Annotated in this window: 20 protein-coding genes; 15 read left to right on the top strand and 5 right to left on the bottom strand. The window is 41.0% G+C overall.

All coding sequences use genetic code 11. The annotated features are described in order from the left end of the window. Positions 1–159 precede the first annotated feature (159 nt). Positions 160–441 carry a DUF1902 domain-containing protein gene (locus ACYQ4O_RS01050; protein WP_281523977.1) on the top strand — a complete coding sequence of 94 codons (282 nt, stop codon included), beginning with the start codon at positions 160–162 and terminating at the stop codon, positions 439–441. 384 nt (positions 442–825) lie between these two features. On the opposite strand, the gene ACYQ4O_RS01045 is transcribed toward ACYQ4O_RS01050, so the two are convergent. Further along, the gene (locus ACYQ4O_RS01045) at positions 826–1782 is read right to left on the bottom strand and encodes a LysR family transcriptional regulator (RefSeq protein WP_281523976.1); all 957 of its coding nucleotides are present in this window, start codon (positions 1780–1782) and stop codon (positions 826–828) included. A 98-nt stretch (positions 1783–1880) separates the two neighbouring features. Here ACYQ4O_RS01045 and ACYQ4O_RS01040 point away from each other — a divergent pair, with 98 nt between their 5' ends. The 9 genes from ACYQ4O_RS01040 (at position 1881) to ACYQ4O_RS01000 (ending at position 11492) form a co-directional block, all read left to right on the top strand. Beyond that, a complete protein-coding gene (locus ACYQ4O_RS01040) occupies positions 1881–3683 on the top strand; it encodes a C69 family dipeptidase (RefSeq protein ID WP_282164100.1) in 1803 nt (600 codons plus the stop codon). A gap of 510 nt (positions 3684–4193) precedes the next feature. Further along, positions 4194–4844, top strand: a complete 651-nt coding sequence (locus tag ACYQ4O_RS01035) for a hypothetical protein (RefSeq protein WP_281523973.1) — start codon at positions 4194–4196, stop codon at positions 4842–4844. After that, complete coding sequence (locus ACYQ4O_RS01030; protein WP_304703084.1) at positions 4811–5854, top strand: IS1634 family transposase; 1044 nt, start codon at positions 4811–4813, stop codon at positions 5852–5854. The genes ACYQ4O_RS01035 and ACYQ4O_RS01030 overlap by 34 nt, the downstream gene beginning before the upstream one ends. Before the next feature lie 17 nt (positions 5855–5871). After that, the gene (locus tag ACYQ4O_RS01025) at positions 5872–6291 is read left to right on the top strand and encodes a hypothetical protein (RefSeq protein WP_460174456.1); all 420 of its coding nucleotides are present in this window, start codon (positions 5872–5874) and stop codon (positions 6289–6291) included. 349 nt (positions 6292–6640) lie between these two features. Further along, complete coding sequence (locus tag ACYQ4O_RS01020) at positions 6641–8059, top strand: AAA family ATPase (protein ID WP_281523969.1); 1419 nt, start codon at positions 6641–6643, stop codon at positions 8057–8059. After that, positions 8053–8634, top strand: a complete 582-nt coding sequence (locus ACYQ4O_RS01015) for an RloB family protein (protein ID WP_281523968.1) — start codon at positions 8053–8055, stop codon at positions 8632–8634. The genes ACYQ4O_RS01020 and ACYQ4O_RS01015 overlap by 7 nt, the downstream gene beginning before the upstream one ends. 40 nt (positions 8635–8674) lie before the next feature. Then, positions 8675–9352 carry a Clp protease/crotonase-like domain-containing protein gene (locus ACYQ4O_RS01010; protein ID WP_460174455.1) on the top strand — a complete coding sequence of 226 codons (678 nt, stop codon included), beginning with the start codon at positions 8675–8677 and terminating at the stop codon, positions 9350–9352. After that, the gene (locus ACYQ4O_RS01005) at positions 9349–10374 is read left to right on the top strand and encodes an SDH family Clp fold serine proteinase (RefSeq protein WP_281523966.1); all 1026 of its coding nucleotides are present in this window, start codon (positions 9349–9351) and stop codon (positions 10372–10374) included. Before ACYQ4O_RS01010 ends, ACYQ4O_RS01005 begins: the two co-directional genes overlap by 4 nt. 14 nt (positions 10375–10388) lie before the next feature. After that, positions 10389–11492, top strand: coding sequence for a hypothetical protein (locus ACYQ4O_RS01000; RefSeq protein WP_281523965.1), 1104 nt, complete (start codon positions 10389–10391; stop codon positions 11490–11492). A 270-nt stretch (positions 11493–11762) separates the two neighbouring features. Here the strand turns inward: ACYQ4O_RS01000 and drt3b are convergent, their stop codons facing one another. The 3 genes from drt3b to ACYQ4O_RS00985 form a co-directional block, all read right to left on the bottom strand. Continuing rightward, the gene (drt3b, locus tag ACYQ4O_RS00995; protein WP_281523964.1) at positions 11763–13766 is read right to left on the bottom strand and encodes an antiviral reverse transcriptase Drt3b; all 2004 of its coding nucleotides are present in this window, start codon (positions 13764–13766) and stop codon (positions 11763–11765) included. Next, the gene (gene drt3a, locus ACYQ4O_RS00990) at positions 13763–15205 is read right to left on the bottom strand and encodes an antiviral reverse transcriptase Drt3a (RefSeq protein ID WP_290374572.1); all 1443 of its coding nucleotides are present in this window, start codon (positions 15203–15205) and stop codon (positions 13763–13765) included. The genes drt3b and drt3a overlap by 4 nt, the downstream gene beginning before the upstream one ends. A gap of 146 nt (positions 15206–15351) precedes the next feature. Further along, a complete protein-coding gene (locus ACYQ4O_RS00985; RefSeq protein ID WP_281523478.1) occupies positions 15352–15855 on the bottom strand; it encodes an IS66 family transposase in 504 nt (167 codons plus the stop codon). 143 nt (positions 15856–15998) lie between these two features. On the opposite strand from ACYQ4O_RS00985, the gene ACYQ4O_RS00980 reads away from it, so the two are divergent. Then, positions 15999–16484: a hypothetical protein gene (locus tag ACYQ4O_RS00980; protein ID WP_281523479.1), complete on the top strand. Its 486-nt coding sequence runs from the start codon at positions 15999–16001 to the stop codon at positions 16482–16484. A gap of 30 nt (positions 16485–16514) precedes the next feature. Then, a complete protein-coding gene (locus ACYQ4O_RS00975) occupies positions 16515–16910 on the top strand; it encodes a hypothetical protein (RefSeq protein WP_281523480.1) in 396 nt (131 codons plus the stop codon). A 421-nt stretch (positions 16911–17331) separates the two neighbouring features. Here ACYQ4O_RS00975 and ACYQ4O_RS00970 read toward each other — a convergent pair whose 3' ends face one another. Then, positions 17332–18816: a flavocytochrome c gene (locus tag ACYQ4O_RS00970; RefSeq protein ID WP_281523481.1), complete on the bottom strand. Its 1485-nt coding sequence runs from the start codon at positions 18814–18816 to the stop codon at positions 17332–17334. A 209-nt stretch (positions 18817–19025) separates the two neighbouring features. On the opposite strand from ACYQ4O_RS00970, the gene ACYQ4O_RS00965 reads away from it, so the two are divergent. Genes ACYQ4O_RS00965 through ACYQ4O_RS00955 form a run of 3 tightly spaced genes read left to right on the top strand, consistent with a single transcriptional unit; the run spans position 19026 to position 22841 of the window. Continuing rightward, entirely contained in the window at positions 19026–20480 is a 1455-nt protein-coding gene (locus ACYQ4O_RS00965; protein WP_281523482.1) for an FAD-dependent oxidoreductase, read from the top strand. Continuing rightward, entirely contained in the window at positions 20477–22252 is a 1776-nt protein-coding gene (locus ACYQ4O_RS00960; RefSeq protein WP_281523483.1) for a sensor histidine kinase, read from the top strand. The genes ACYQ4O_RS00965 and ACYQ4O_RS00960 overlap by 4 nt, the downstream gene beginning before the upstream one ends. Next, positions 22245–22841, top strand: coding sequence for a response regulator transcription factor (locus ACYQ4O_RS00955; RefSeq protein ID WP_281523484.1), 597 nt, complete (start codon positions 22245–22247; stop codon positions 22839–22841). The genes ACYQ4O_RS00960 and ACYQ4O_RS00955 overlap by 8 nt, the downstream gene beginning before the upstream one ends. Positions 22842–22903: the final 62 nt, after the last annotated feature.

Genomic DNA, 22903 nt, shown 5'->3' with positions numbered 1-22903 from the left:
AAAAACTATTGGATTAGAGGCCATAGCGCTTTGATTTACTTACGTTCATTGTGGGACAGTAACTTACTATGAATTTCACTTATTTAGACTAACTTTAATGAAATTCCACTAGAATCCCAATCATGGTTTTTGAGTATTTAACTGATCGAGGGAACTTAGATGTTTGCATATAGAGTGGGCAGACCAGGGTGGAAGTTAGTTGCTCGAGCGGGCTGTTCGCTCAAAACCAAAGTGGCAGTCATGTATGACAAGGAAGCACAGGTCTATGTAGCTACTTGTGAGGATTTCCTTCCCTATTTGGGGATTGCCACGGAAGCAGAAACGCCCGAGGAGCTAAAAGAAAAACTATCCGGTCTCTTTGCTGAAGCTCTCGAGGAAGCTTTCAAAAAGAAAGAGACTAATACCGTCATTCCAAGTTTTGACTTGGTTACGCTTCAATGAAAGGCATTTACAAGTTCCTCATTGCCATAATCAAAGGAAACGGAGTTTTTTCGTCCGACAAGCGAGAGGCGATCATGAAATCTGGTCCTGCAACGGTATTCAAGAAACTGTCGATCGCGGCATAACTTCCCGATACTGGGCAAACAACATATTGAAAACTTTAAGAATTGACGATCGCCTGTAAGGTATATCTTCAACTCATTCATCCTGAATTCCGAACCTTCTAGGTAATAAGTCTAGGAGGTTCCATAGGTTGTCATAATACTTTCCCGAGAGAAATTATAGGAAAGAAGCATGTATAAAAGATCTCGGAGATACTGAAGTACTTCAAAACGTTTTGGCGGGTAAATTGTCTTGTCTCTTCAAAAACCTCTATTTCCCTTATCAGTCCAAAGCAAACGCCGGAGACAACCGTGTTAAGTGTCCGAACTCCATTTGCCAATGATTAGCAATCCACTCTCCCAAAGTCTTTCCCGAAGGAAGGCTTACTGGTTTAGTCTCGGATAGATAGTACGAAAGACCGACCGTCTCAAATGGCTGCAACAAGCGGATTAAATCTCCGCGGCTTAAAGCATCGCGACAAAGAATTAACGGAACGCCCCAGCCAATACCAATTCCTTCCAATGCAGCTTGCAGGCAGCTCTGAGAACAGTCAACGCAAAAGAAATGCTGCGCTTTAACCGATATGGTCGCTCCGTCAGGTCCGTACAAGCACCTGAGAGACGTATTCCAGTTGAAGCAAGAAATCAGACAATGCGAATCAAGGTCCCCCGGCGAAATGATTTTTTGGTGAGTTTCCAAGTATTTTGGTGAGGCAACAAGAAAGGTAGGAACGTCACCAAGCCTCTCTATTGGGCCCGGCGGCTTTTGGTTGAGATTACAAAAGACTGCCACATCAAAACCCATCTGAGACCCTAAATCAATTGATTTATTGTCCGTTAATTCAATATCAAAGTCAGGGAACTCTTCTCTAAAAGCTTTGAACCAACGAATAAAGACAGGAATTGTTCCATTTGGCACCTTAATTTTGAGGGTACGCTTTATCGAATCTGATGAAGTAGAAAATTTTTGCAAGCACCCCTCAAATTGGTCTAGCAAAGGAGAAATTTCTGTGAGCATGGCGGTGCCTCTTGCAGTAAGCGCGACGCTATGTGGGTTACGGCGAAAAATCTCAAAACCAAGTTCTGCTTCCAAGGCTCGGATCTTTGAGCTAATCCTTCCTACGTCCAATCCGGCATCAGCTGCGGTTTTGTTCATAGAGCCTAGCTGAGCAACGCGCCTGACTAAGTGCCAAGTGTCCAGCCGAAGCGCATGAAGTGGAGAAGAAGAATTTGGATTCATAGGGTTAACCCAGGTTTGCTAAAAACGCCTTGATGACTTATTCCGTGACGCTCAGAATTATAGCCGTTGATGTACATTTTCATTTAAGGAGTGTTCAAATGAGATTTAAAGCCGCTTGGTCTGCCGTTTTAGTAGCCGCAGCTGTTGGTACGATGAGTCCTGCGAATGCCTGCTTCACTATTATCGTGGGTAAAAACGTCAGTGCCGATGGAAACATTATTGTTGGCCATAACGAGGATAACGACGGCCGGGTAATGAGTAATCAGTACTGGGTCCCTCCAGCTGTACACAAAACAGGAGAGATGCTTCAGTATGAACCCAATACCGCTCAAATACCTCAGGTAGAAAAAACTCTAGGCTTCTGGTGGCAACAAACATTACACCCGGACGGTTACGCTTTTTCCGACGGTTTTTACAATGAAGCCGGAGTTCTCATAACTTCTAACAACTGTAATCTGACCATTGAAAAGGATGAAAAAGTCAAGGACGGAGGTATTGGTTACGGTATTCGTCGATTGCTCGCTGAACGCGCTACATCAGCCAGAGACGGCGTCAAGATTGCTATTGATTTGGTAACTAAGTACGGTTACCGCCATCAAGGAAGAACTTATACCATTGCCGACTCAAAAGAGGCTTGGCAGCTTGCTTTATTAAAGGGCGGCCGTTATTTAGCCAGACGCGTCGGCGACAATGAAATGACCGTAATGAGCAATGCCTTTTCGCTTGGTCAGGTCGATTTGAAAGACAAAGAAAATGTCATCGCCTCTCCTGATTTAGTACAGCATGCTATAGAGAAGGGTACTTATAAGCCAGCAAAAGCCGGAGATTATTCAGACTTTAATTTCCGCGAGGCCTATCAACTTCGGGCTCGAATCGACAGACCCGCTAACACTGAGCGAGTACGCGCCGTCCTTTATCGACTCACCGGCAAAGACATGGTACAGCCATACAATTATCCCGAGTCTATGAGTATCAAACCGGAAAGAAAGATGTCGGTTGCGGACGTCCGCGGACTTCTAAGACAAAACAATCCTTGGTACACCAACAAGTCCGGTTGGAAGCACGAGATGTTCAACGAAACCTCTAATTCGGGCACTTTTGACAGCGCAGTGTACGTTCTGACCAAGAATCCTCTGATATCTTACAGTTGGAGAACCTCCGGACGTCCCGATTCCCAGTTTTCTTATCCGCAATTCATGCTTGGAAAACCAGCGGACATTCAGTCTTATTTAACGCCGGAGCAAGCCACAAAGGCACAGTTTAGAAGTGTACCGAATGACTTTGACTACTCTCCTGACCGAACGGTTTTCACGTTTATTAATCATCAAAACTTCTTAGATTGGGATAATCTGGCATTCAGAAAATTTGCGGACAAACAAAAAGTCTTCGAGGCACAAGCAGAACAGGATTTTGCAATAGCTTACGAGCGAGCCCTTCAGCTCTCCACGGTAAGCAAAGAAAAAACAGTAGACCATATGCATCAGTTCAACGTTGAAAGCTTCGATAAAGTTCTGGGAGCAACGGCATCCGAAGTAGCGCAGAACTACAAGGCTACGATTGCGATTGGTGCAAGCAAGCTTTCTACCAATGACAAAGGCAATGTCACTGTCACTCTTTTCTCTTCCAAAGATATTAACGCAGAGGGAATTGATCCGAAACAAACATTCTTTGGGGACGGATATCCCGATGGAAGCTTGAATCGGAACTTGCAACTGAGCAACCCGACATCCGTTGAATTCAAAGATGTTAACGGGGACGGAAAAAAGGATGCGATCCTTTCTTTCCCTGTTAAAGCTGCTGTGGCTCAAACTTTCCCTGGTGTAATGACTCAGTTGTATCTGTGGACGAAAATTGAGGGTGAACCAGTGATAGCCATGGATACCGTTAAGATAGAAAAGTAGTTAAACACCGTCTGTAAGCAAGGCAAGGCTGCTCTGAAAATTTTGGGGCAGCCTTTTGCTTCGAGCTCAAGATGAAATTATTGTGAGATAGATCTTCCGTTTTATTGCATACAAATACTATTTAAGCATCTTTGCCTGGGGACGCGCCCTGCCCCTCTCCCAGGCGTTCAGCTCCGATTAGCTTGAGAGCTTTTTTAAACTGGTTATGCATAGCCAAAGCACCAAAGCGTATGTCTCGTGACCTTTATGTAGAGTGCTCTCAGCTTTAATACTGCAACATGGCTACAGTCCGTTACGACATAAGCCTTCCACGCTGGCTAAGCCAGAGTTTAATGGTTATCTAACTCTCCAACTTCTTAAAAGACCCATTGGGTCTAATTTTTTTGCCTTTTCTATATTTTCTCAATGCATTCCTAATGTAAATGCAACAATTAGGCTAATTGCCGGAGGTCTTATGCATGTAGAAACTATTCTGGCGGAAAAGACAAGAAAATTACCTATGCCCGCTTGGTGCGCAGTTTTCGAGAAGGAAAGAAAGTTCGCAAAGAAATTGTTCAAGTATTCGGTCGGCTTGATGAGCTGCAAAAGTCCACTAACGACCCGGATATTCTTGAGCATTTAAAAGCTAAATACGCTGAACAAAGTTCAGCACGCAAAGCTCAGAAGCAATCTGAACTAGCCACTAAATTACAGGGTGTTCTATGCACAGCAGACACTCCGGCCAATACCGAAGGCTGCTTTACTCTGAGCTATGCCTGGTGGCCTTTGCGTAAAATTTGGAATTCGCTGACTCTTCAGACTCGGATTAATTATCTGCAAAAGACCGGCTGCAAAGCCCGCTACTCTCTGAACTCGATTCTTTCCTACATGGTCTTTTGCAAAATCATCGACCCTGCTTCCGTTATCTCTCAATTTGATCGACGCGATAGCTTTATCGGAAATCCTATCGGAGAGCATGCAACACTTAATGGGTGTTATCAAACCCTGCAATGGCTCAATGACCACCAAGACGAGCTCTTCAAGACAATAAACCGCAAACTGGATCAAGACTTTGGAAAAGACAGGGCCAGCCTAGTGTTCTACGATGTCACCAACACCTACTTTGAATCCTCTCTTACCAACGACAGATGGACTATCACGAAAGGCTTTATGACGCTTTGATCGAAGAGGTGGAAGCCGGCAATCTGGAGGCCTCTCTTTTAGAAGAGGACGAAATTGACCTGTGCAAAATTCCGAGCGACGTCTGGGCGAGAATAGAAAGCAAAAAATTAAGATATTTGCGGATGCGTGGTCCATCAAAAGAACAACGAACAGATTTACCGCTGGTCTCTGTCGCTCTTGTAATCGATAAGAACGGCTTTCCCATGGATTTCGAAGTCTTTGCGGGAAACTCCTCCGAATTCAAAACAATGGCACAGGCCATTGATACGCTGCAGAAGAAATACAATTTCCTAAAAACGGTACTTGTTGCAGACCGAGGTTTGAACTCCGCATCCAATCTGAAGATGCTAGAAGATAGAGGCTTTGGCTTTCTAATGTCGCAGAAAGTCAGTAACCTCGGAGGCAAGCTTACGGATGTCATGACTGATTTATCGGGCTACGAAGACTTAGTAATCGGAAGTCCGGAGCACGGCAAATTCAAAGTCATTGCCGATTATCAAAAGACAAACAGTCGGGATCCAGCGGAAACGGTTAGTACCACTCTTGTGTTTACCTTCAGCGAGAAAAGAAAAAAACGTGACGAATCCATTCTTGAGGCCTGGAGAAAGGTCATCGAGGAGAAAGCGGCGAAAAGAAAAGAATTGAAAGCGTCCAAGTACGGTTGGCGGGGGATGGTAAAGACAGAGACCGTGCTGCCTGAAGATGAACCCGAAGAAACTGAAGACGCAAAGAAAGAAATAAACAAAAAAGCGCGAGCCAAAGCAAAGAAAGCCGTGAAGATTATTGTTGGCGTAGATGAAAAAGTCTACGAAAAAAAGAAGAGACTAGCTGACTTTGCCGGGATGGTCTATAAGGAGGCACCGGAGCTGGCCGGAGAACAGAATAAAGAAAAGCAATTAGAGCCGGAGGAGGAAAAAATAAGGCTCAATAGAATTGGCCGTTATGTCGCTTCGACTTATCACATCCTCAACCAGATTGAAGACTGCTTTAGGATAATGAAAGTCATTTAGGCTTTAGACCGGTTCGCGTGTGGAATTCAGTTCACATCAGAGGGCATATTGGTGTCTGTGTCCTAAGTCTATTGGTTCTTCGCTTGCTGCAGCATGCAGTCCATATGGGAGGAACAAAATTATCAATCGACATGCTTATCCGTTCATTGCAAGATGCAAAAGTAGCAGTCCTTAAATCGGATCAACAGTTGTTGTTCTTAGAGCTAAAGAGCTTTGAAAATCTCAGAAGAAATTGGCGCGATGTGTCTAATGAAGAGCTAGTGCAGAAAATTAGAGAAAGAGAAATAAAAACGAGTTTCTTGCCGGAAATACTGAAAAGCTGCGGATTAGAGGAGTTGCCGACATTGTCCAACAGAGCAGATCTTGAGCGGTGCTTGAAAACAAAATTCCATAATGATGAGGAAACGGTTACCCCTGTCATCTACAAGCTTTTGTAGGACTACAAGCGAAAAAATTTAAAAATCCTTCGAGGCCTTGGGCATCAATACATCGAAGGATTTTTTTACTCTTGAACTTTCAAAGTCGGGGAGAAAGAGAAGATTCTCCTACCAGAGCCAATGGTTCCCTTCCCTTCTGGCAAGAACAATCCCTACGAATGAGATTTGGTGAAACATTGAACAAATCTTGAATACAACAATTCCAACAGTCCGGACGCAAAGCAAATTAACACTAAAAATTCTCTGTCTAAAAGAAAAAATTTGATAAATACAATAATTTTTAAGCAAATTAGGTGATTTTTTCTCTTAACTGGTATAATAATTTCAAAAAAGACAATGAGGCCATAAGATGTTAATTGCCATTTCTATTAAAAATTGGAAATCTTTTAAAAACCAAGTCTCTTTCACAATGGAAGCAGGTAGAGAGAAGAATCACTCTGAAACAGTTGTTAAATTAAAAAAATTTAGATTAAACCTTTTGCCCATCAGCGCCATATTCGGACCAAATGCCTCGGGCAAATCGAACTTCGTCAAGGCCTTCTCTTTTCTTCAGAATCTCATTGTTGATCCCAGCAAGGTCTTTGTGTCCGCAGAACCATTTGGATTCCGCCTTGACCCTGAAACCAAAAATCAACCAACTGAATTAGGTGTTGATTTATGGCTTAACGATGGCGTTTACAGTTATTCTTTAGTGTTAAATAAGCAAAAGATATTAAACGAGAGGCTTTCTTTCAAAAACACAAGCTCTGAAAAAATTTTGTTCCAAAGAGAGGACACAAAACTAACTTCCGGCGAACTCTTAAGAAAAGAAATTTCACCCGACTCTATCAAATTTTTAACTCCTTTTTTGCAGAAAAACTATACTGCACTAAGTCTTCTGGGAGGAGCCCAGATTAGCGAAATTCTTCCCGTTTTTAACTGGTTTAAGGACTCACTGAGAATAATTACCCCTAATTCCATCTCCATAGCAAAACTTGAAAAAAATTCAGAAGATGATCTTTCTGTACTTGGAACAGGAATTTGTTCTATAAGAGCCACTCCTGTCTCTGAAGAACTTCCGGAAGACATTAAACGTCTCAGTTCAGGCTTACCTTCTGGTTTTGTTTTGAATGTCAGGGATCCTAGGCGAGGAGCCTTAAGAATTACTCATGAAGAGGAAAATAATGGGATAAAAGCTGAGAAGCTCATGACTGTTCACAAGAACACCCAAGGAGCCGAAGAACTTTTCTCTTTTACGGATGAATCTGACGGTTCTTTGAGGCTCCTTGATCTGAAGCCAGCATTCGACAAATTGAATTCATCCAATGGCAGCCTAACGTATGTTATTGACGAACTTGACAGAAGTTTACATACTAAGCTCACAAGTCACCTAATTGCTAGGTATTTAGAGGAATGCAATGAAGACTCTCGGAAGCAATTAATCTTTACCACCCACGATGTCCAACTAATCGATCAAGAACTCTTTAGAAGAGACGAACTTTGGATTTGTGAAAGAGCTGAGGACGGCTCATCGGAGATGTATCCCGTCACAGACTTTAAAGACTTACGGGTGGACAAAGACATTCAAAAAAGTTACTTGCAAGGGATAATGGGAGGACTGCCTAGACTCTTGGCTTCAGGTGCTGAACATAATGAAAATTTTTTAGAGCCTGTGTATCCGGAGACAATCTCTTGCTCTTTGATTTCCTTCACAAATCTCAGAGAAGTAGAAGAAACTCCTTGTCAGACTCCGATTAAATTTTCTCTCTCTGAGACACAACCATGCTAAACCAAAGAAGAAGAAAGCGACCCGGGAGAACTTTAAAGCCTATCTTCTCGATCGTATGCGAGGGAAAGACAGAGCGGGCTTACTTCTGCGCAATTAAAGGATTATGTTCAAATTGGCATATCGAGGTTGAATGCAGCAATAACAAAAGTGATCCAATTTCCCTGCTCGGAAAAGCTACAGATCAGATCAAGAAGTTTCCTCACGGCAGTTTTGTGGCAATTGTCTGCGATAAAGATAACTGGAATGAGAAACAGATGAAACCTTTGCTTGAATTTCAGGAAAAGGACAGGTGCTTTCTGATATTCAGTGCTCCCCAGTTTGAATATTGGCTCGTACTGCATAAAGGAGTCGGGGCAAGGATTCAAACTTCAACAGAATGCATGGATAAAATGAATAAACTTTTTCCGAACTATAAAAAACCGACAATCCCGAAGGAAATCTTAAATATTGGCTCTATACAGCACGCTATCTCGGAAGCTAAAAAAGATAATGTCCCAGAATTCTTAAACGAACTTCCCGAGAAAGGTACAAACTGTTATGCCCTGCTTGAACGAATTCTCAACCCTCGCAAATGATGGAAATGGTCTCTTGAGTTATCTTTTTCTTAAAGAAGAGATGACCTTTTTAAGCCAAAGAAAATCGGGACTTTTAACAGAGGTTAAAAAGACAGTCAAAAGAACGGATATTCAAAGGATAGACCTCGTTATCAATAGCTTTTCTTTTGATATTGGGAGCGCTATCCAAACCATTAAATATTTAAAATCGCTTCACATTCGTTATAACTTATGGATTCGTTCTAAAGCAGGAAGTCTAGCAACCGTGTTAGCCCTTGGCGCCGAACAAGTCTACATCTCATCCTACGGGTCTTTAGCTGCTATCGATCCTACTTTTTATATGCATGGATTTCCTTTAGTGGTCCACAACGGACAACCGTGGCACTTGAACCCCTATGAGTTTCAGCCTTGGTTGAAATTCGTCAACAAGATTTTCGAAAATAGCTCCCAAGCAGTAAAAGAGTTTATTGAACATTTGCAAATTCAAGCATTTTCTTTGGAATCAAGAGAAAAGGCGGAGAAACATCTTGCTTTCTTAAGACAAGAATTGCTTTTAATTACAAACCCCAAATACAAGGCTCCTGAGCAGTTGCCTGACTACTTTTTAAAAGAATTAGGAAGTTTTGATTCTTGCGCTTATTTCACAGATCTCAAAAAAGTCGGACTTTCGGTAAATCTCATCACTAAGGAACAAAGCAGCGAGCTTAGAAAATTAGAGAAAAAGAGCAATCAATTATGAAGAAAGAAAAAAATCCTCAGAACATCATCGATCCTCTTCTCATAGAAGTGAGAAAGGAAATTGAAGAAACGGAAAAAAGCCTCGGAATGCCGATCATCTCCCTTTTCTCCTCCTCTTCCGATGAACTGCCCGGAGAAATAAGCTATCCAGCGGAATATTTTATTGCGGAACAACTCAGAAAAATCAAAGAAAGAAAAGGTCTTTCTGATGAAGAAAAGGTTCCGCAATTAGGTATCCTTCTTTCTAGCAAGGGAGGAAACTTTCCAACAGTTTTGAATATTGTCAAGTTAATTAAAGAGAATTGTGAGTACTTTTCTATTATTGTTCCCGACAAAGCACTTAGTGCAGCTTCCTTGTTGGCTTTGATGGGTGACGAGTTAATCGCCTCTAAGGGCTCCTTCTTTAGCCCGTTTGACCCCATGGTTAACAACTTTACTAATCCAAAGACACCAACGGTATCTGTTTCGGATATTACTGCCATTCTTTCTCAAAATTGTTCGTTTGAGGAGAGGGCCGCTTCTTTACTCTCCCTCTATAAAAACGCTGACCCTATAGTCATGGCCCAAGCTCTAAGAGCTAAGAATCAAATAAAAGGAGCACTCTTAGAAAGACTTAAGGAAAAGAAGTTGTCTGAAGAGACGTTAGAAAATCTTCTCAATCTCTTCTTAGAGAATGACTTACCCCATAACAGTTTATTGACAATAAGCGATATCAAAGAAAGCGGAATGAAAGTAACAGAACTATCCGAAGAAAATTCTAAAAAGCTGAAGAGAATTGTTGACCTCCTAGCTGATTACTCTCTTCCTGTTCGGGGCCAACAGCTCCTGGATTTCTATAAAAAAGGCAGTTCTTGCTTCTTAAATTTTAGTCTGATCCCTCTTCTTACTTTTTCTGCAGATGGAGGGCTCAAATCCATTAGACGTGATGTCATATCCACCTACTGCGGAGACCGGGAAAAAGTTTCACTTCCGGCAATTTCCATTCAGCTCTCCATGCCATTTGATTATTCCGTCAAACCATAGAAAAGAAACAGAAAATGACCCAACCTCTTACTCTTAATCAACATCATTACAGAAAAAGCGACGGAGCCCTTTTAATCAATTGCGTGAGAAGTGAAGAACCTGAGCTGGGCACGACTTCTATCCCTTACCCTCCTTCGATAGAAATTGGAGATTGGCCATTTTTTGATGAGAATACCAAGCAATGGACAATAGTCCCTAGACAGAGAGTTACTCCAAGTTATCAAGTGGTGTGCATGTTCCATCCAAGTTTAAGGTTTCATTCAAGACCGCTGGTATTGCCGGATTATGTTAAAAATAAGGAGGATTGGATAGACCCAGTTTGTCCATTCATATTAGCAGTAAAAGAAAAAACCGAGAAGGACCCGAGTCAAATTGGAACAGGGATGATGGCGTTGCTGGAGCTTAAAAGTCTGAATTTAGATCTTCAACTTTTTTATCAATCTCACGACCTCCTCCCAAAAAAAGAGAATACCCCAAACTCTTTCACCTCTCCCTCTCATCTGATCTTTCACCAAGCTCTGGCCAGGAAAATCATCGCCACTATACGAAGAATTCTTTTAATTCTTCTGGTTCCTTATCTTGAGATTGAACTCAAACTTAACCAGTACAAAATTGAAGATTTCGGAACGGTGATAGACTCGACAAAAGACTGTTCTTTTGAATTCCTTCCTCCTATTGGAAGATACTTAAATTTTTTGAATCTTATCAGGGATCTCGACAACTGTTTTAAACATGAGAGAGGGGAATGGCGTCTTCCTCCCGAGATCCTTATCCAGCCGGGAATTTCGCTTTCTAAGCTCAACTTCTGCAAACATTATGAACTTTGGAGAATCCCCCCCAAAGATTGCCCTTATGTAGACTATTCTCGGCAAGAGTTTTGGCATTACAGCATCGAATTCAACGCTCTTGTCACATTGTTCTCTAGTTTTTTATCGGAACTTTTAGTACTTCCTGATTCTCAAACAAAAAACTCACCGCCGGTCTATTTCCAAGTGACGGAAGCATGGTCTTTAGCTGACTCAATGCCGGCGCAGAAAAAAAATAAAAAAAAAGAATTGACAACCGAGATTCTGGAGTTAATTACAAGAAAAATGAAGACAAATAGTTCAACTCCTTAACTTTATGTTCAAGCGGAGCACATAATCAGGTATATGAACTGAGTTTAGACAAGGCTGGCAGCACAAAGACCTCGAAGTTTTCTTGTTAGACATTATCTTCAACAAAAAGGAAGAGGACATCAAGGGCACCGGAGATTCAAAGGGAGAGCAGTTTTCTCTGTGTGTGTGTAGAAAAAATTACAATTCAATGAATAATTCAATGAATCTTCGAGAGGTGGAACTGCCCTCCCCTGCATTTTATCAAAATAGCAAATTTGGGTTATATCTTTTTTAATAGACAATTTGTTTTCTTTTTTTCTCTAAAAGATTCAAGAGATCTGATTCTCTCCAATTAGTAAACCAATAGTTCTGGGAAATATATTCAAACCGTGAGGTATTGTTTTTTGTACTAAAAACTTTTTTACACCAATTTATTCTTTTTTCTTCCGGAAGAAATGGGCATGACAACATATCGAGGACAAAGAGAAACGTTTCGCAATCCCATGACAGTGGCTTGTTGGTTATCTCTGTTTCAAACGATGTGTTTATTTCATCTTCTAAAAAAAGTTTGAGATCCGTATAGTGCGCGTCTTCTCCTATATAAAAAAGAAAAGATGTTATTAAAAAATAGTTTTTGGTATTTTCTTTTCTATGCTTTATAAAAATCTCTTTTAGAAGCTCATTAGGAAGGAAAAAAGATGGCTTTACTTCTTTCGAAGCAATTAGAAGATTAAGTATTTCTAAATGTGCATCCAAAGAAGCAGAAGGGCGTGAACAGCGCAACTGATTTTCCAAAAATTTTTCTATTGAGGAGAATACTGCATAAAACAATTTAGTAGGAGCTCCCGTTCTTGAGTCTTTTTTCGTTTGCTGTTCTTTTCTCAAAAAGCGCAATGCAAGTGCTATTGAAAGCGCAACATTGTAAGAAGAATTAACGCTAGGACTCAGTCCGTATATGTAAAAAATTGCCCCCAAAAGAACAGAAAGCGCATTTTCATAATTTTCTATCTCTCCTGGCTCTATCTTTCTATTTCTGGTTAAAATAATCATTTTTTGGCTGAGGCTGCCAAGTAAAAAAGAAGACAATTTAGAAAGGCCTAGGCTATTCTCTCGAGATATTACCTTTACTTTATTTCCAAAAGAACGAACAAGATTATCGACAGACCAGATTTTTCTTGGAACTATCGTGAGATGTTCTCTATTCTTCTTTAAAAAACTTGAATAAAAGCTTTTCAAAACGATTCTTGATTTTTCGATACCACAGGTATTCTCAGTGACAAAAGGGGTGTTAAGGAAGAGCTCTTTTTGTGTATTTAAATTCATCTTAAAGGCTTTACACTCCTCAGTAAGTATCGACTTAATTAGTATTGAGTCCTCCTCGGAATGAGTGAAAATGAAATAGTCATCAACATATCTTTTAATACTGTAGTCACAGTTTAACTTTAGATGTTTTTCGCCCAATAGTTTAACGGTTCTTAAATCGATGGCTTGTAAAATTATTTCCGCAAAAATTCGACTGATCTCAGGGCCGATGATAATGCCTAGAGTTTCTCCACAATTCAAGCTTCTCATCAACGTGTCAAACTGATTTCCAAAACTGAATTCCCTTCGGTATCTTTTGGCAAGTTCTTTATTTTTGGTAGCCCAGACAATAGAATGCGTGTAAATACTGTCGAAACAATTAGAAATGTCTAATTTTCTCAAGAAGGAAAATTGTTGCTCCGCCTCGAAAAAAACATCGCTGTTTATATAATGAAAGAGTCTGGTATAAGGCTTATAAGCGAAGTAACTTGCGGCATATTTTTGAACATCCTCGTTCTCATCTTGAACCTGAGATTCAGTTTTAAAACGAGAGAAATCTTTTGCACCCGAGAAATCGTAGTAGGAAGTAGCTATCTTATAAGGATGTCTAAGACTCAGAGGACTCTTAGAACAAAAATAAACCATAAAGTTAGAGAAGTGTCTGTAAAAATGGCATATGTTTAATTGAGAAATAGGGTGAGGAATAGCAAGAAATCGCTTACTGTTCCCATCTTTTTGAATTGAATATACGAAAGGCGTTCTCTCCTTTTCTTGAACAGAAAAATCGTAATTTTCCTCCAGGATATTAGTGATATTTTCGAAACCCAATTCTTTAAAAAAGTCAATGCCGTTTTGGTCATGTTCCTTCAATATCTTGTTAATGAGTAAATAAAAACCCGAATTTGAAAAGAATAAAGGTGTCTCAAACGGCAAGACTTCAGTCAAAAGAGGACGAATGCTATCCTTTTTTTTAATTTTGTACTTTTTCTTCATATTTGCCTCCAGCATCTCTTTATTTCTTTCAGTGAGCTAACAGAAAAATGTACAAATATTTGTTTTTGAAAACCTTGTCTAAAAGAATGGCGGTTTAGCTTGTCTAATTCCCCCTGAAGAAAGGCAGAAGAGGCGTTACTCTTTTCTCTCCAAATAAGTTGAGAAAGAAGCTTATCGAGAGTGACAAGTCTCCCTTCGAGAGTATTGACAGCTCTGAAGCCAAAATAGATTCCGTTAATGAAATGAACTTTCTTCTTTTGGTTAAAGAGCCTGTAATTATTCGCCAAAAAAGAGATTCTTTTATCTAGGAGTTTGAGCTCTGAGAAAACATTAAGAGAGGCCTCAAACTTATCTATCGGTACCATTTGAGCAGAAATATGGGGATCCAAAGCGATGCTAGATATGCTTGTGTGGTAAGAGGAAAAGCTCCTCCTGAGGCGAGCCTCAATTTTTTTAAATGATTTTTCTGATAGGTCAACCTCAACCAAACGAAGTTGAGAGTTTTTCTTTGATTGTTTTTCCTTTTTTCCTTGAGAATTTTTCTCACCTTTCTTTAGATTTGTTTGCCCCGGAGCTTCCATATATTTGTTGCTAACAGAAAAATGATATCCAAGGTAATCGAATTCTTTGCGATCCTCTTTTTTCTTTTTGTCGCCCTTTGCCTCCGAAACAGATGGAATCGTTGTATTAAATAATTTTCCATCATCAGAATGAAATTCTAGAGTAAATCTATTCAGAAACTCCTTTATAAGCGAATTAGATTGAAAATCAAGAAGAGTACTGGGGGCATCTCCTTTCTCACTGTCATAGATGATCAAAATATCGTCTACAAATCTCTCATACAAAATAACTTCATCGATTTGATTAAAAATGTTATCTAATTTCTTAAGACATACTTCGGAAAGAACATTGCCAAGACTAAGACCTCTTTTAATCCCTCTTCCTCCCTCTAAGAACTGGTTTTTGATGAAGTTAAGATGCTCAGATTGAAGGTCAGATTGGGTAATTTCTTTCATCAACTCAGCCGTATTGATGCTCTCATAAAAATTTTTGATATCTAGTCTGAGTATTCCGTAAGGCAAAGGTTCTTGAAGATGTTTTAAAAGAAGATCTATTAGGGCGTTTCTTGATGGAGAGTTAATCTGAAAAAAACGCCTTAAATATCTTCCAATCAGCGTATCAACCAATCTTGTTCCCTCATTGGTATAAAAATATACAGTTTTTCCCTTCACAACCTTCGAAGAAATAGAAAGAAACTCAGTATTGAATGCCTTTAATCCCTCATCTACTATCGAATTGATTTTCGCGGCATATTCATGGGGACATTCAACCTTTCTCGCCCGGATGGGATGATCAATATTGAGATAAAAATCTAAATTATGAATTAATTCGTTTCTTAGGGATAAGAAATCAATGTGCGGGAATCTCAAAACAGCCATTTTTCTTGTTCTTTAAGTTCTGAAAAAAGACATCTCTAGACGTTTACATAATAGAAAAAATTCGGTCCATCTTCAATTGTAAGAATCCCAAGACCCGGTTTTTTGTAAATGAGGGCCTCTTTATGATGAGGGCTATAGCAGGTTGACTATTTTTTCGTCAGGTTTACCTTCCAAGGCAGCCAAGCAGAGAAGTCAAATCCTTTGCGGAGCTCTTTAAAACCGTAACGCTTAATTTTCTTAGCTGGGTCCTTGCCATCTTTCAGCGCCGCGGTCCAAGCATTTTCTACGATGTAAAGGAACAAACTCCTGCAGTAGCGCCGGAGGAATCCTTGAGAATCTTCAACTTTGTTGAGTTGTAATGTTCTATAGACCGACAAGATATCAAAGACGCTTTGGGCGGACTTAATTGTTTGAAGGCATTGTAAGTTCTTCCGAATGACAGCGGCCGGCCGAATAAAATTTTCAATCAGATTTGAGTCGCACGGCACTGCAGGGTCCGCCAGAAACGTCGGCAGTTCTTCTTTGTTGTTTAGATAATAGCAGCAAGGCGAGGCCGTTCTATCCGACTGCATTATGCTAGACCAGACAGAGCGTTTCATTCCAACTCTTTTCTCTTTGAGCTGATCCATTATCGTACCGACTTTATTCATCAGAAGTTTCTGGTTCTCTTGAATAATGACAATTAAGAAGACGGATATTTACCCACACGTTATACAAAAATGGGCTTTTTCTGCATTTTTAAGACATCTGATTAAATTTTGTTCTATTCTTCACTAAGCCCAAAGGAGAGCATATGAAAAACATGCAAATCTTCAGACTGAACTGGAATCAGGCAGATTTTGACGTCGACGTTTTCAAAGAGGCGTACAAAAAAGAAAAAGGCGTTATGGTCTGGCGTCACTTTTCAGATAAACATATCGAAAAAGAAACAAGGTGTATTTTGTGGTTTGGGACAAAAGGAAGAAGAAAAAAGACCAAACCTCTTGAAGGAATTGCAGGCATAGGCGAGATTATTGAAAACAACACCCTTTGCAGACCTCCGTATCTGTCCGAACTCGTAGCTTGCAAAAAGAAACCACACTTTGTTAAAGTTCACTTGCTCGCGGTTACCGATGAAGCGCTTGTTTCACAAAACAAAATTAAGAGCCTATTCGAAAGAAAGCTTTATTGGATTTCTGGGGTTGGCAAATCAGAATTCGTGAACATAAAATATGCCTCTGACGCTAAAAAGCTGTATGACATGGCGAGTGCAGAATATAAAAAACGATTTTCTCGTTAAAATAAGAAAAATGCTTAAAAGAGTAAGACCATGAAAAAATTACTTCTAATCCCATTATTTTTTGCTTTAGTCGGCTGCTCGACTTCACACCTAACGCCCGATAAAGCCATCGTGGTGCAGCCTCTAGCACAAGCTACACCCACGCCCGAACGTCCAATCAAAGTCACCTTAATGAGAGACTATGGAGCATTGGTGGCTGCTGGTTCCACTTTTTATATCTTCGACAACAACAAGAAAATTGCCGAATTAGAATCAAGAGAAATGACAACTTATTACGCCGAACCCGGGAACCATGCGATTACTTCAGGAACAAAAAATGGAAACGGAAATGATGGAATAAGTAACTTTTCAGAATTTAAACTTGGGGAAGAACCCGAATTTCATTTTGGAGTCAATATGGCTCCTTACGTCAAAAGACACAAGTAACCTTATTTTTTGGGGAGGAAAAGGGCGTGCAAAGCGCCTACTTTTACTGTTTGGCCCCCCAAATAAAACTCCTTTTAAAATGATCAGAAAAGTACTGAGCTTCTGTAAGCTTCAAACAAATCTGAAATTTTGTCTTGTTTGATTTAACAACTTTAGTTTGTTTAGAAGGTTGTTAAGCTTCTATGTAAAGGATCGAAGATAGTCAGAAAAACAAAGCAACCGTCCGATGCTTGTTCCCTCTACTTCCCACAAGCGAACAGCCTCCTCTAAAAAACTAGGTTATGAAATTAGAGCCGACGCAAAACTAGTTGTTTCAAAGTCTGATTACTCTACTCACCCTCAACTGGCTAATCGGCCTCCCTTCTGAGGCCGATTAGTTTAAAAATTGGCTAAGAAACAAAGTACGCTTAAAAACTATCTTTTACTTTCCAGCGATAGTTCTTGCAGCCAACCGTCCCAACGCCATAGCTTTACCCCATGCTGTTCCAGTCATATAAGCTGCACCGTGCACGCCTCCAACTATTTCGCCGGCAGCATAAAGATGATTTATCTTCTCTCCAAATACATCAATAACATGGGCTTTTGTATCAATTCTCAAGCCACAATATGTTCCGATCAATGCCGCAGTGGTCGGCATGATATAGAATGGACCCGTTTCAATTTTGGTTGGTTTACCGTGTCCGCTAGTTAGAGAATTTCGACCAAATTCGGTATCATTGCCTGCTTCAACGCCTTTGTTATAAGAGGCAACTGTTTCTTCGACAGCCTTGACAGGGAGTCCAGCATTTTTTGCAGCTTCTTCGAGGGTCTGTCCAGTAAACAAGAAATCAAGTTTCTTCCCTTCATCGATTGGTGCGAATAATTTCTTATCAATCGCCCTTCTGCCCATTTGAGCCTTTCTCATTGGCTCATCAAAAATCATGAAACTCTTGCCTTCCGGCTGGCTAAGAGCCAAATCGCCCAACAATTTGTACGACAAAGATTCATTAACGAATCGTTTGCCCTCTTTATTAACCATAATCGCACCACCGTAATAGACTTGAGCCATATCTCCGATGGTGTTGGGGTTAAGCTTGAATCCGTAAGTGGCTTTCACGTATGCCATGTCTAGGACGTCTGCGCCATATGCTTGAGCCATGAGCAGACCATCTCCGGTGGTACCTACGCCGGCAATTACAGCAGCTTTGGCCATAGGAGGGGCGTATTTTTTAAGCAATTCCGGATTGCGATTGAAGCCGCCAGATGCTAACAAAACACCTTTATTTGCTTTAATGTAGATAGTTTTCTTATCTTTTCCGCAACACTTCACGCCGGAAATCGTTGAATTCTTATAATCCCAGGTCAGCCTTTCAGCTTTCATCCCCGTAACGAGCTTTCCTCCTCTCTTAACAAAATAATCTCTCATAGCGCTTAATACTTCGCCGGGTTTGAAGCCGTGAGCTCTTGGAACGCTCATACCAGCCGCTGCCGTTATTTCATGAGGAAGAATTCCTAATTCTTTCGTTACGAAGTCATAGTGTTTGCGACTTTCTTTAATGAAAACTTTTACTAATTCAGGATCGTTTTGATATCCACCGGTTTTCATCATATCGTCAAAATAGCGCTGCTCGTCATCAGCAATATTCTTAGCTTTCTGTTCAGGAGTTCCAGCAACAGAGAACTTTCCTCCGCAAAGGAGACTAGATCCTCCAATCAAGGGCATCTTTTCAATAATGATCGCCTTCATTCCTTGCTGTACTGACTCGACACCAGCAGCAAGACCTGCACCGCCAGCACCAATAATCACGATATCGTATTCTTCATCCCACTTTTGAGGCTGATTTGTTGGAACGGCCCAAGCTGTCCCACATGTGCCAAGAGCAACGGCGGAAGTGAGTTTAAAAAAGGTTCTGCGAGAAGTATTCATATAGTTCTCCTTTATACGGATTGTTTGAGTAGGGAGATCAGTGAAGGCCTTTAGAACATTTCAGTATTCACCGTCTGTCTCAATTCCAATCTTCTCAGTACCTAGGTACTTTGATCTAGATCAAGTTTGCGCCAAATAAGACACTAGGAATTTTTCTATATAGCTCAAATACCAGACAAAAGTTAGTATTCAAATTAGAGGAGAGTGATATGCAACGTAGAACGGTAGTGGAGAGAATTGGCTTAATCCTTGCAACAAATCCCTTCCATTGGGTTATGGCCAAGGAAAGTCCAAGCTACGATTTAATTATCGTTGGTTCCGGAGCTGCGGCTCTCTCTTCAGCAATTGCCGCTTACGATGCCGGTCAGAAAAAAATTCTAGTCCTAGAAAAAGAACCGATTATTGGGGGCTCAAGCGGCATGTCAGGAGGAGCAATCGCTGTAGCAGGAACTTCTCTTCAAAGAAGTAAAAATATTACGGACTCTAAGGAGCGTTTTTTCAGGGACATGATGCTCTCCGGGAAGTATACGAATGATGAGAACTTGGTCCGTTTATTGGTAAACAACATTCCAATTCGCTACGAATGGCTTGTATCCCGAGGACTTCTTCCACAAAATCTAATGGCAGCTTCAGGGATGAGTCGACCTCGTTCTCATATGTTTAATTCAGGGTTACTCATTCAATTGCTTCGGGGAGAACTTCAAAGAAGAAATATAGAAATCAAAACCGGCGTTCGCGCCATTAATCTTTTAGAGGGACCAGCTGGAATTACAGGAGTCTTTGTTTCAAGAGGCAAAAAGTTCACTAACCTGTTGAGTAAAAACGGAGTAATCCTTGCCTCCGGAGGATTTGCGAGGAACCAAGCTTTGCTCTCCCTTCTTGCACCAAACATGAGAGCTGTCAAGGTCGTTTCCGGCATTGGTTCTCAAGGGGATGGTCTTCTCATGGCTCTTCAAAAAGGAGGATATATCGTCCCAGGAGAAACAATTCAGGCGTCTTTTGGTTTTACAAAAAATCCTTCGACTATTCGCGATTTCACGACCATTTATTACAGCGGCGCAATCATTCTCAATAAAGAAGGAAAACGTTTCGTAAACGAGTCGTTATCTTATAAGACCATAGGAGAAGTTTCGATTACACAAGCCAACTCAAGCTCTTTTATCCTGTTCGATGAAAATATTAGAAGACTGCAGATGTCGAGACGCCCTGTGGATAATTTGTTATGGAGCCCTTTTGATAAAGGGATGAGACCAGGTTACGCCGTTGTAGGAAAAACGATTTTTGAAGCAGCCGACAAAGCCGGGCTTAATCCCGATAGCGTTAATACAACAGTTCTTCAATACAATAGTTTTGTCAGAAATCACTTTGACCCCGAGTTCGGCCGTTCTTCTCTCACCTCCGGTTATGGAGACTTAGTCCCGATTGCGCAATCTCCCTTTTATATCATGCCCTCCATCGCAGCAATCATGGGCACTTATTGCGGACTAAAAGTGGATTGCAGTTGTCGAGTTCTGAAGAAAAACGGCTTACCAATTAAAGGACTCTACGCTGCAGGCGAAATAATGGGCGGGGTTCACGGGATGAACTACATAACCGGCACAGGACTAGGCAAAGCACTTGTCTTTGGAGAAATTGCTGGAAGATCGGCGACGGAGTTCTCATGAAGTTTGCTCCATTTCTCCTGGCCTTTTGCCTTCTTTCTCCTTTATCAACAAAAGCAACTGCAGAATCCGTGCGGTTAGGCGTGGCCGACTATGTCAAGGCAGGTCTGCATACTGAACTCGTAACGTCTACCTTCAATTTATTAAAAAAGGTGCTCGAGCCTGGTCATAAATTGGAAATTATATTTTTAGAGGAAAATGAATTATCCAAGGCGGTAGGAAATCATGATGTAGATCTTATCCTTTCTTCCAGTTTCTTCTACAGGCAAATGGCAAGACAGGGTGCGCGAGATCTTGTTTCTGTCGAGACTGTTAAGGATGATGACCCAAACCAGAGTGCCGGAGCTGTCCTCCTTGTTAAAGGAGACAGAACTGAATTTTTAGAAATCTCGGATTTAAAAGACAAACGAATCGGATATGGTTCTGAATTCGGCCCGTTAAGCTTTATTGCCCTACAAGGGGAATTAACTTCCAGAGGACTCAAGGCTAATCAGTTTTTTAAAGAAACAGTAGCTTTTTCAACGGGGATTCGAGACATTTTAGACAACCTTAGAAGTGACACTATTGACGCCGTTCTTCTTCCGGCTTGCTTCCTGGAAAGCATTATTGAACAAGAAGACCTCCCTACTAGTTGGCTGAGAGTATTAGAACCGAGACATTTTTCATCCTTACGCTGCGCCCACAGCACCGTTCTTTTCCCAGGTTTGACTCTTTCTTCCCTTCCCTCCTTAAACCCGAGGCTTTCAAGAAAAATTACTCAATCTCTTCTGGCCATGTCCCCGTCCGACCAAGGAAGTTATTGGAGTGTAGCAACTGATTTCGGGCAGACCGACAAAACTCTTAGGATGTTGAACTTAGACGCTTGGACTGCCGATAGAGCTTGGACCCTAAAAAATGTCATAACTAAATATTGGCATCTTCTTCTCGCAATTTTATTGATCATCCTAGGACTGATTTCATACGGCTACGTTGTCAGCGCCTTGGTGGGAAGAAGAACAGAACAATTGCGTTCGGCACTCATTAGAGAAAAGGATTTAAAAAGACAAGCTTTAGAGACTTCACAAAAACTAGAACAGATGCAGAGAACCGGAGCTTTCAATCAACTTTCCTCTTTGTTTGCTCATGAATTAGGTCAACCGCTCTATGCCATCCAATGCTTTTGCTATTCTTTATTCCGACGCCTACAGGGAGAGGAACAGGACAAAAAAGAAGTCCTAGGATTAGTAAAAGACATAGAGAATCAGGCCGTCAGAGCAGATGAGATTGTTCAGAAAACCAGATTTTTCCTTATAGGGAAAAAGGCAAAACCAGTTCCCATTGAACTTACAGATATTGTCAAAAGATCAATCACCACATTCACCACCACTCTGCACAAGAACTGTAAATTTAAACTCCGGGCTCTTTCCCGTGAGGTGTATGTGCTAGCGGACGGTCTTGATCTCGAGTTAGTCATCATAAATCTTCTAAGAAATTCATATGAAGCATGTGCCGAGCAGAGCGGACCCAAAGTTACTATCACCATATTCAAGCCAACTGCCGGGGAGGTTGTCTTGTCAGTCGCCGATAACGGACCAGAAGTCCCAGAGTCCTTTATTAAAAGCCTAAGCAAATCCAAAATTAGTCAAAAGGAGAATGGATTGGGCTTTGGTTTGTTGATAGTAAGTTCATTAATAGAAAATTACGGAGGAAGGATCGTTTTTCGGAAATCCTCCTCCGGAGGCGTCCAAGTAGATTGTATTCTCCCAATCATCGAGGATAAAGAAAGTTATGAATAACAAGAAAAGCAGAATTCGAATTGTCGATGACGATGAAGCCGTATTGCGTGGGATGAAAACCGTTCTTGAATTAGAAGGATTTGAGGTAAGCACTTATTTAAGCGGGCACGAATTCCTGACTTCAGACGCGTATTCTGTCCCCGGCTGCGTAATTTTAGATTTAAAAATGCCCGAATTGTCCGGCCTTCAAGTCCAAAAGATCCTTAAAGAGAGGCATTTTGAACATCCTATTATTTTTCTGACGGCCCATGGCGAAGTGGATTCAGCAGTGCTGGCGATGAAAAACGGGGCATATGATTTTTTACAAAAGCCCATTTCTCCAGCTATTCTCCTTCAAAAGGTTACAGAAGCTCTGCAGCAGGATCTAAAGGGGCTTGGTGTAGATTCTGAAACAAGGCAAAAGAAACTAGCGTCCTTGTCTACGCGAGAAAGTCAAGTTATAAAAAAAGTTCTTCAGGACTTGTCTAATAAAGAAATAGGAGAGGCTTTAGGCCTCAGTGAAAGGACAATAGAAAACCATAGAGCGTCTGCCTATAAAAAACTCGGAGTCTCTTCAGCCATTGAAGTCAAAAAGTATTTCAATGTCTAAGCTAAATTAAAAACAGATTCGCGTCCCGCCGATGCTGAAAGCATGGCAAGACGCGCAGCAAA

Source organism: Turicimonas sp. TL08, from assembly GCF_054660695.1.
This window is presented reverse-complemented; position numbering and strand designations above follow the sequence as displayed.

Coding starts and splice junctions, on each gene's coding strand:
- ACYQ4O_RS01005 (WP_281523966.1), top strand. CDS start 9,349: ATGAAGAAAGAAAAAAATCCTCAGAACATCATCGATCCTCTTCTCATA.
- ACYQ4O_RS01045 (WP_281523976.1), bottom strand. CDS start 1,782: ATGAATCCAAATTCTTCTTCTCCACTTCATGCGCTTCGGCTGGACACT.
- ACYQ4O_RS01015 (WP_281523968.1), top strand. CDS start 8,053: ATGCTAAACCAAAGAAGAAGAAAGCGACCCGGGAGAACTTTAAAGCCT.
- ACYQ4O_RS00980 (WP_281523479.1), top strand. CDS start 15,999: ATGAAAAACATGCAAATCTTCAGACTGAACTGGAATCAGGCAGATTTT.
- drt3b (WP_281523964.1), bottom strand. CDS start 13,766: ATGAAGAAAAAGTACAAAATTAAAAAAAAGGATAGCATTCGTCCTCTT.
- ACYQ4O_RS00960 (WP_281523483.1), top strand. CDS start 20,477: ATGAAGTTTGCTCCATTTCTCCTGGCCTTTTGCCTTCTTTCTCCTTTA.
- ACYQ4O_RS00955 (WP_281523484.1), top strand. CDS start 22,245: ATGAATAACAAGAAAAGCAGAATTCGAATTGTCGATGACGATGAAGCC.
- ACYQ4O_RS01040 (WP_282164100.1), top strand. CDS start 1,881: ATGAGATTTAAAGCCGCTTGGTCTGCCGTTTTAGTAGCCGCAGCTGTT.
- ACYQ4O_RS01010 (WP_460174455.1), top strand. CDS start 8,675: ATGACCTTTTTAAGCCAAAGAAAATCGGGACTTTTAACAGAGGTTAAA.
- ACYQ4O_RS00985 (WP_281523478.1), bottom strand. CDS start 15,855: ATGAATAAAGTCGGTACGATAATGGATCAGCTCAAAGAGAAAAGAGTT.
- ACYQ4O_RS00970 (WP_281523481.1), bottom strand. CDS start 18,816: ATGAATACTTCTCGCAGAACCTTTTTTAAACTCACTTCCGCCGTTGCT.
- ACYQ4O_RS01020 (WP_281523969.1), top strand. CDS start 6,641: ATGTTAATTGCCATTTCTATTAAAAATTGGAAATCTTTTAAAAACCAA.
- ACYQ4O_RS00975 (WP_281523480.1), top strand. CDS start 16,515: ATGAAAAAATTACTTCTAATCCCATTATTTTTTGCTTTAGTCGGCTGC.
- drt3a (WP_290374572.1), bottom strand. CDS start 15,205: ATGGCTGTTTTGAGATTCCCGCACATTGATTTCTTATCCCTAAGAAAC.
- ACYQ4O_RS01030 (WP_304703084.1), top strand. CDS start 4,811: ATGGACTATCACGAAAGGCTTTATGACGCTTTGATCGAAGAGGTGGAA.
- ACYQ4O_RS01050 (WP_281523977.1), top strand. CDS start 160: ATGTTTGCATATAGAGTGGGCAGACCAGGGTGGAAGTTAGTTGCTCGA.
- ACYQ4O_RS00965 (WP_281523482.1), top strand. CDS start 19,026: ATGCAACGTAGAACGGTAGTGGAGAGAATTGGCTTAATCCTTGCAACA.
- ACYQ4O_RS01000 (WP_281523965.1), top strand. CDS start 10,389: ATGACCCAACCTCTTACTCTTAATCAACATCATTACAGAAAAAGCGAC.